This window comes from Neisseria sp. P0021.S005 (assembly GCF_051956955.1).
On record NZ_JBQCWY010000108.1, the window covers coordinates 1 to 8,122 of the forward strand.

Here is an 8,122-nt window from a genome sequence, read left to right on the forward strand (position 1 = left end):
CCTGAATGCCGTATCTGCTTTTCCGCCACTGACGACGACCGCATCAACGGAAGCCAACCGAGACAAAGGTTCGCGCAAGCTGCCGTTGGGCAGTAAATCCAAATTGGTACGTCCTGTATCTGCCGCCGGGAATACGGCAATTTCCATATCGCGTTGCAAGGCATAATGTTGCAAGCCGTCGTCGGTCACAATCAATTCAAGCTCCGGATGCGCCGCAAGCAATGCCCTGCCTGCTTCTGCGCGGCTGCTACCTACCGCCGTCGGCGCACCGGTTTGGCGAAACAGCAATAAAGGCTCGTCGCCTGCATCTGCCGCACTGCTAGCTGTATTCAATACATGAACCGCCTTGCTCTTGCGCCCGTAACCTCGGCTGATGATGCCGACCTTAATGCCCTTTTCCTGCAAATCCGACACCAGCGCGGCGACTATCGGCGTTTTCCCTGTTCCGCCTGCATGGATATTGCCGACCACCACCACAGGCACTGGCAATTTTTCGCTTTTCAGACGGCCTGAAACAAAATCATCGCGCCGTTTCGCCGCAATTTTGGCAAACAGCTTGGATAAGGGTTTCAGCAGCAAAGACAAAAACGGATTGGGGGATTGCCAATGGCGTTCGATAATTTGGTGGAGTTTGGGCATACGCACGGCTTTTGAGGCGAAAATCAAACGATAATATAACACAAGCCCGCCCAGACAAGGCCGTCTGAACATGCAGCTTTGATAATATTAAAACAAAGGGCGCAAGTTTCATGAAAACGAATACAACGAATCGCTCTAAAACCCTTATAATTCAACTTTCCTAAATTTTTCCTGTTTCGCAATGTCCGAACTTTTCGCGCCCTCCTCCATTTCCGTATCCGAACTCAACGCCCTCGCCAAAGCCTTGCTGGAAGACCATCTTGCAGGCTTGTGGATTGCCGGTGAAGTATCCAACCTGACCCGTGCCGCCAGCGGACATTATTATTTCTCGCTCAAAGACAGCCGCGCGCAGGTGCGTTGCGCCATGTTTAAGGGTGCGGCCATGCGCTTGGCGAAGCCTTTGAAAGAAGGCGACCATATCGAAGTATCAGGGAAAATCAGTATTTACGAAGCGCGGGGCGAATTTCAGATTACCGTAAACGAAGTACGGCTCAAAGGCTTGGGGCAGCTTTACGAAGCCTATGAGCGATTGAAGGCGCAGTTACAGGCGGAAGGCGCGTTTGCGGCGGAACGCAAGAAACCTTTACCTGCCCGTCCGCAATGTATCGGCATCGTAACCAGTCTGGCGGCGGCGGCTTTGCGCGATGTCGTGACCACCTTAAACCGCCGCGCACCCGAAATCCCCGTTATCGTTTATCCGACGCCCGTACAAGGCACAGGCAGCGAGTTGCAAATTGCCCAAGCGATTAAAACCGCTTCGCAACGCGCCGAATGTGACGTGCTGATTGTCTGCCGTGGCGGCGGCAGCATTGAAGACTTATGGGCGTTTAATGAAGAGCCGGTCGTACGCGCCATTGAGGCCTGCGCAATTCCCGTTGTCAGCGGCGTAGGACACGAAACCGATTTCACACTCGCCGATTTCGTCGCCGACGTACGCGCACCGACACCGACCGGCGCAGCAGAATTGGTCAGCCCCAACCGCCAAGAATCGCTACTTCGTCTAGCCCAAGCGCAAGGCCGTCTGAAAACTGTTTTGGAACAACGCTATTTCGATGCCAGCCAAAAACTCGACTGGCTCGCACGGCAAATCCGTCATCCGCGCCAAAAACTTGACGATCAGCGCGCTTCAATCAGCAAGCTGGCGCAAATGCTGTCTTACTCGATGACGCAAAACATCCGCGCCCATACCGCCCGTTTTGAACGCCAAACCCAAACCCTGAAACATTGCCGTCCTGATGTTTCCGTTTACAAAAACAACATAACCCACTTTCAGACGGCCTTGTCGCATTCCTTCCGCCAGCTGCTTGCCCACCGCCGTCAAAGCCTGACCGCCCAAGCCGCATTGCTCGAAGCCGTATCTCCACAGCATATTCTGGAGCGAGGTTTCTCCGTCGTCAAAAACACACGCGGACAAGTCATCCGCAATGCCGATACATTGAAACAAGGACAGAAACTGCACATCACTTTTGCCGACGGCGAAACCGACGTACGCGTGACCAAAGAGCAGGCGCAGGGTGAGTTGTTTGACTGATGGAATAAAGGCCGTCTGAAACTTTATGCCGATAAAGTGAAACTATGCCTGCCTTTTAAAAATCCTTAACCTGCCAATGCGGTATAATGCCTCATCTGCACACGCAGCATATACGGAAACATTATGGACAACGCACAAAATACAGAAAATCCGATTCCTCCACGCAACTCCATCCGCAAAAACAGCATTTACCTGCTGCCCAATTCCTTTACCATCGCCGCGCTGTTTTGCGCGTTCTTCGCCATTACCCAGTCCATGCACGGACGTTATGAAACAGCGGCGATTGCAGTTTTCCTTTCCATGCTACTCGACGGCATGGACGGACGCGTAGCGCGGCTGACCAACAGCCAAAGCGCGTTCGGCGAACAGCTCGACAGCCTTGCCGATATGGTCAGCTTCGGCGTGGCACCTGCCCTAATTGCCTACAAATGGCAACTTTGGCAGTTTGGCAAAATCGGCTATTCCGTCGCCTTTATCTACTGCGCCTGCGCCGCCCTGCGTTTGGCGCTGTTCAACACGCTTATCGGCAAAGTCGATAAACGCTGGTTTATCGGCGTTCCAAGCCCGACCGCCGCTGCGTTGATTGTCGGCCTGATTTGGGTCAATCACAGCATCGAACGTTTCCCCGGCGTGCATTGGTGGGCATTGGGTATCACCCTGTTTGCCGGCATTTCCATGATTGTGCAGATTCCGTTTTGGAGCTTCAAAGAAATCAACATCCGCCGCCAAGTGCCGTTTATGGGCATGGTGTTGGCCGTGTTGGTATTACTGCTCATCAACTGGAAGCCTTCGCTCGTCCTCTTCCTGTTTTTCCTCGGTTACAGCCTGTCCGGTTATGTGATGGCAGTCATCCGTTGGTTTAAAAAACGCCATAAAACTCACAAACACGACAAGGCCGTCTGAAATGTGGTCTTGGGACATCATCCTTTCCCTGCTCGCCGTTGGCAGCGCGGCGGGCTTTATTGCCGGACTATTTGGCGTAGGCGGTGGTACGTTGATCGTCCCCGTCGTCTTATGGGCATTGCAACTGCAAGGCATAGGCGGCCACCCCTATGCCCAGCATCTTGCCATCGGCACTTCCTTTGCCGTAATGGTGTTTACCACCTTCTCCAGTATGTACGCCCAGCATAAAAAACACGCCATCGATTGGGCAACCGTCCGCCAGATGACGCCGGGCATGATACTCGGCGTACTCCTCGGCGCGGCAACGGCAAAATATATGCCGACGCTGGCTTTGCAGGTTTTCTTTATTGCATTTCTTGCCTTTATCGCCCTCAAAACCCTACGCGATTCCAAACCCAAACCTTCACGCACCCTGCCTGCCCTCCACGGCCTGACAGCCGTCGGCACGCTTTTTGGGGCGGCTTCGAGTTGGGTCGGTATCGGGGGCGGTTCGCTATCCGTTCCATTCCTGCTGTATTGCAACTTTCCGGCGCACCGTGCCATCGGCACATCTTCAGGTCTGGCATGGCCGATTGCGATTGCCGGCACCATCGGCTATTTTGCCAACGGTTTGCATATTGCCAACCTGCCTGAAGGCGCGGCAGGCTTTATCTATCTTCCGGCTGTGGCCATATTGAGCATTGCCACCATCCTCTTTGCTCCGCTCGGCGTAAAAACGGCGCACAAGCTGCCCGCCCGAAAACTCAAAATCGCTTTCGGCATTATGTTGCTGCTGATTGCCGCCAAGATGACTTGGAATTTGATACATTAAATCTTTCTTGTGAAAAGGCCGTCTGAAAATCTTTCAGACGGCCTTTTTGATTGCAAAGCAACAAACTAAATAAAACCTTTTTACCTTACCCGATTTGCCCCATCGCAAATACAGCCAAGCGCCATATCGCCCATCCTGCCACCAACAATCCGGCGCACAAACGAACCATGCGTTTTTGCAGAAAGGTTTTCAACTGCGCGGCAAATATGCCCATCGCAAGCAGGTTCGGCAAGGTCCCCAATGCAAACGCCAGCATATACAGCCCGCCGTGCAAAGCATTACCGCTGCCCAAGGCATACAAAGACGCGCTGTATACCAAACCGCAAGGCAGCCAGCCCCAAAGCACGCCCACGCCAAAACAGGCTGGCACAGATTTAATCGGCAGCAATTTGTTCAGTAAAGGATTCAGGCGTTTCCATATCGGTTTGCCGATGCCTTCGATTTTGGTTGCGGCAGTCGAAATACCGGCAAGATACAGACCGAGCAAAAGCAGCAAGACATTGGCAGCAATATACAAACCGTTTTGAACCGCGCGCGTATCGTCTAAGGAAATGCCGACCTGCCCGACCAAGCCGACCAACAGGCCAATGACGACATAGCTGCTGATGCGCCCCAAGTTCAACAATACAATCAGCCCGATTCGGTTTAAATGTGGCGGTAGCTGCAAAGCAAATGCGCTGCTCAATCCGCCGCACATGCCGACGCAATGCGTTCCGCCGAAAAAGCCGAGTAGAAAAAGAGTAAGAAATGTGATTTCTTGATTCATGATTTTTAATGATTCAAACGAATGGATGAGGCCGTCTGAAACTTTTCAGACGGCCCTAAGAATGCAGGACAGGCTTTGCCGCCCATCCTTTTCACGCTTTAGAAAAGCAATTAACTGCGTGCGCGTACGTCAAATGCCTGACGCAAACCTTCGCCGATCATGACCAGCAAAAGCAGCATTACCGTCAGTGTAGCAACGGCAGACATGCCAATCCACCATGCGTCCAAGTTGTCTTTGCCTTGCGCCAGCAACTCACCCAAACTTGCCTGTGAGGCAGGTACGCCCAAGCCCAAGAAGTCCAAACTGGTCAGGGCAAGTACGGCGCCAGAAATACGGAAAGGCAGGAAGGCCAATACCGGCGTCAAGCTGTTGGGCAGGATATGGCGCCACATGATTTCACGGTTGCCCACACCCATCGCGCGCGCCGCCAAAACATAATCGGCCTGACGGTTTTTCAAAAACTCGGCGCGGACATAGTCGGACAAGCCCATCCAGCCGAAAAGCGACAGCAACACCAGCAAAATCAACAGTCCCGGATTAAAGAACGAAGACAGGATAATCAGGAGGTACAGCTCCGGCATACCGCCCCAAACCTCGATAAAACGCTGCATCAGAAGGTCGGTTTTACCGCCGAAATAACCCTGCACCGCGCCTGCAACCACGCCAATAACGGTAGTCACCACGGTCAACACCAAGGCAAACAACAGCGAATCACGGAAACCGTAAACCAAGCGCGCCAGCAGGTCGCGGCCACGGTCGTCCGTTCCCAAGATATGCCGTTCGGACGGTTTGGCCGGATCGGGTACCGTATCAAAATCGTTCAAGGTATCGGCATCGTAAGGATTGGGCAGGTAAAAGGCAAAATTGCCGTCTGAAGTAATGTTGTGGCGGATAAGCGGATCCAGATAATCCGCCGGCGTATCGAAATCGCCGCCAAATGTGGCTTCGTTGTATTCGTTTACCAAGGGGAAGAAATACTCGCCCTGATAACGTATCCACAAAGGTTTGTCGTTGCTCCACAAAGGTGCAAGCAAAGTGACGACAAACAAAACGGCCAAAATCCGCAAAGCCAACCAACCGCGCTTATGCTGTTTAAAGGCTTGCCAAGTAGGGTTTGAAGTAGATTTTTTCTTTTTCATGGTTCGAAACATTCTTTAATAATAGATTGAAGATATTTTCAGACGGCCTTATTTCTGTCCGCCAAAGTGAATGCGCGGATCGACCCACGAATACGAAATATCTGACACCAATTTAGCCAACAACCCCATCAGCGTGAACACGTACAGCGTACCCATTACGACAGGATAATCACGTTTCATCACTGCCTCGTAAGACAGCAAACCCAACCCGTCCAGCGAGAACAACGTTTCAATCAACAGGCTTCCGGTAAAGAATGCGCCGATAAATGCGGCCGGGAAACCGGTAATCAGAGGAATCATGGCGTTGCGGAAAATATGTTTCCACAAAATCTGCTTCTCAGGCAAGCCCTTGGCTCGCGCGGTATAAACATATTGACGGCGGATTTCTTCAAGGAATACGTTTTTCGTCAATACGGTCATTACCGCCAAGTTGCCTGCTACCGAAGCGGTAATCGGCAAGGCCATATGCCACAAATAATCTTTGACTTTACCTGCCCAAGAGAGTGTATCGAAATCATCGCCGACCAAGCCGCCCTGTGGGAACCAGGCAAAAAAGCTGCCACCGCCAAACAACACCAGCAACACCAAGCCCAAGACAAACGGCGGTACGGTATAGCCGACCAAAATGATCATACCCGTAACCGTATCAAACCGGCTGCCATCCCTGACCGCCTTGGCAATACCCAACGGAATACATATCAAATAAGTTAGGAAGAATGTCCACAAACCCAAACTCATCGATACCGGCATTTTCTCTTTTACCAACTCAAATACGGTTTGGTGGTGGAAAAAGCTCTCGCCCAAATCAAAACGGGCGAATTTCCATACCATATCGACAAAACGCGTCACAGGCGGCTTGTCGAAACCGTATAAAGCATTCAGAGCAGCCAAATCTTCCGCACTGATGCGGTTGCCGTTTTTAGCCAAAGTTCCAGGCATACTGCGTCCTGCTGTTTCGCCGCCAACCGCGCCCTGCGTCAGCTGCTGAACCATCTGTTCCACCGGACCGCCGGGAACAAACTGAATGACGGCGAAGGTAATCGCCAAAATCCCCAACAACGTGGGAATCAAAAGGAGCAAACGATGAAAGATATAACGCCACATGATAAAGTGTTCCTCTATTTTTTGATTTGAAGGCCGTCTGAAACCACTGACCTCAGACAGCATATAGTAACGGATTAATAAGCGTTTGGCCGATTATTTACTTCTCTAAGGCCTCCTGCAATTTCTTCTCAATTAAATCCGCGTCAAACGATTTGGCAATCAGCTCAAAGCGCGAGTCACGGCGCCACGAAACTTGGTTTGCGCCCCATTGACCGTCCACCCAGTTGAGCCATACCCATGTACCGAGCACTTGGAACACGCCTTTGGCGCGCACAAGGCCGTCTGTAAATTTAGGCAGGTCGTTGAAGAAATCGGTCAGTTTTTCACCGTCGAAATCACGTCCGGCAGGAAACGTGAAGCCTTGAGACTGGAAGCCCATGGTGTTGTCCGGCAGGGCTTTAAGGCGGTAGCGCGATTTTTCGACAACGGGAATATCAAGCCATTGGATGTCGAGTTGCGCATTTTGAACTTCAACCACTTTGGCTTTAGGCGGGAACAGCTTGGCCGCTTTATCGTGAAACTCGGCCAGCTGCTCGGGCGTGCACAAGTCTGTTTTGCTGGCGACCAATACGTCGCAAATGCCGATTTGGTCTTTATACAAGGCTTGTTGAGCGTAATCGGGATTAATGAATTGGCGTGGATCGACAACGGTAAAAACAGCGCCGATTTCCAACATGCTGTCGAGTGGCTTGGCTTTCAATTCGTCGATAACACTGGCGGCGTGCGCCAGGCCGCTGGCTTCAATCATCAAGCGGTCGGGTTGGGCATCGCGCAGCATTTTTTGTACGGTCGTACCCATTTGTGCGCCGGCAGTACAGCACAAACAGCCGCCGGCGATTTCTGCGACGGGAATGCCGTTGTCGCTCAAGACAGCGCCGTCAATGCCGATTTCGCCAAATTCGTTGACGATGATGACCCATTTTTCATTCGGATCTTTTTGCGCCATCAGACTTTTGAGTGCGGTGGTTTTGCCTGTTCCGAGGAAGCCTGAAATCAGGTGGACTTTAGTCTTTTTTACTTCTGACATTTTTTACAAATTCCTGTTAAAACAACATGTTCTTCTTTTAATGAGAAACCGGTTTCGGCCACGCCTGCACGCAATGCCGCCCATTCTTGGCTCAAGGTCTGCTCATCTGCCGTACCGCATTCGGTACAAACCAAAATAAACGCGCTGTGGTGCGCTTCGGCTTCTTCGTGGTCATGGCAATGGTCATTGCACTCGTGCTGCG

8 protein-coding genes and 1 pseudogene are annotated in these 8,122 nt (G+C 51.9%); 3 read left to right on the forward strand and 6 right to left on the reverse strand.

The window, feature by feature from the left end; genetic code table 11:
• The coding region (lpxK, locus tag ACTHUE_RS07950) for a tetraacyldisaccharide 4'-kinase (RefSeq protein WP_440423237.1) at positions 1-639 on the reverse strand (639 nt) is incomplete at its 3' end.
• 181 nt (positions 640-820) lie between these two features.
• Between lpxK and xseA the strand changes: the two genes are divergently transcribed.
• The 3 genes from xseA (at position 821) to ACTHUE_RS07965 (ending at position 3,884) form a co-directional block, all read left to right on the forward strand.
• Positions 821-2,170 carry an exodeoxyribonuclease VII large subunit gene (gene xseA, locus ACTHUE_RS07955; RefSeq protein ID WP_440423239.1) on the forward strand — a complete coding sequence of 450 codons (1,350 nt, stop codon included), beginning with the start codon at positions 821-823 and terminating at the stop codon, positions 2,168-2,170.
• A gap of 123 nt (positions 2,171-2,293) precedes the next feature.
• A complete protein-coding gene (pssA, locus tag ACTHUE_RS07960) occupies positions 2,294-3,073 on the forward strand; it encodes a CDP-diacylglycerol--serine O-phosphatidyltransferase (protein ID WP_107792490.1) in 780 nt (259 codons plus the stop codon).
• Position 3,074: 1 nt separating this feature from the next.
• The gene (locus ACTHUE_RS07965; protein ID WP_107792491.1) at positions 3,075-3,884 is read left to right on the forward strand and encodes a sulfite exporter TauE/SafE family protein; all 810 of its coding nucleotides are present in this window, start codon (positions 3,075-3,077) and stop codon (positions 3,882-3,884) included.
• 85 nt (positions 3,885-3,969) lie between these two features.
• Here the strand turns inward: ACTHUE_RS07965 and ACTHUE_RS07970 are convergent, their stop codons facing one another.
• The 5 genes and pseudogenes from ACTHUE_RS07970 to ACTHUE_RS07990 all read right to left on the reverse strand — a co-directional run.
• Entirely contained in the window at positions 3,970-4,650 is a 681-nt protein-coding gene (locus ACTHUE_RS07970) for a sulfite exporter TauE/SafE family protein (protein ID WP_003680951.1), read from the reverse strand.
• Between the two features lie 110 nt (positions 4,651-4,760).
• Positions 4,761-5,801, reverse strand: coding sequence for an ABC transporter permease (locus tag ACTHUE_RS07975; protein WP_107792492.1), 1,041 nt, complete (start codon positions 5,799-5,801; stop codon positions 4,761-4,763).
• A gap of 36 nt (positions 5,802-5,837) precedes the next feature.
• Positions 5,838-6,893 (reverse strand): ABC transporter permease subunit, encoded by a 1,056-nt coding sequence (locus ACTHUE_RS07980; protein WP_070461485.1) that lies wholly within the window; start codon positions 6,891-6,893, stop codon positions 5,838-5,840.
• Between the two features lie 97 nt (positions 6,894-6,990).
• Positions 6,991-7,920: a CobW family GTP-binding protein gene (locus tag ACTHUE_RS07985; protein ID WP_003682934.1), complete on the reverse strand. Its 930-nt coding sequence runs from the start codon at positions 7,918-7,920 to the stop codon at positions 6,991-6,993.
• A pseudogene (locus tag ACTHUE_RS07990) lies at positions 7,908-8,122 on the reverse strand (Fur family transcriptional regulator); the annotation flags it as partial. The gene ACTHUE_RS07985 and the pseudogene ACTHUE_RS07990, both read right to left, overlap by 13 nt.

What these genes read in the sequence shown, in the direction of transcription:
- xseA (WP_440423239.1), top strand. Translation starts at nt 821, where the DNA reads ATGTCCGAACTTTTCGCGCCCTCCTCCATTTCCGTATCCGAACTCAAC.
- pssA (WP_107792490.1), top strand. Translation starts at nt 2,294, where the DNA reads ATGGACAACGCACAAAATACAGAAAATCCGATTCCTCCACGCAACTCC.
- ACTHUE_RS07965 (WP_107792491.1), top strand. Translation starts at nt 3,075, where the DNA reads ATGTGGTCTTGGGACATCATCCTTTCCCTGCTCGCCGTTGGCAGCGCG.
- ACTHUE_RS07970 (WP_003680951.1), bottom strand. Translation starts at nt 4,650, where the DNA reads ATGAATCAAGAAATCACATTTCTTACTCTTTTTCTACTCGGCTTTTTC.
- ACTHUE_RS07975 (WP_107792492.1), bottom strand. Translation starts at nt 5,801, where the DNA reads ATGTTTCGAACCATGAAAAAGAAAAAATCTACTTCAAACCCTACTTGG.
- ACTHUE_RS07980 (WP_070461485.1), bottom strand. Translation starts at nt 6,893, where the DNA reads ATGTGGCGTTATATCTTTCATCGTTTGCTCCTTTTGATTCCCACGTTG.
- ACTHUE_RS07985 (WP_003682934.1), bottom strand. Translation starts at nt 7,920, where the DNA reads ATGTCAGAAGTAAAAAAGACTAAAGTCCACCTGATTTCAGGCTTCCTC.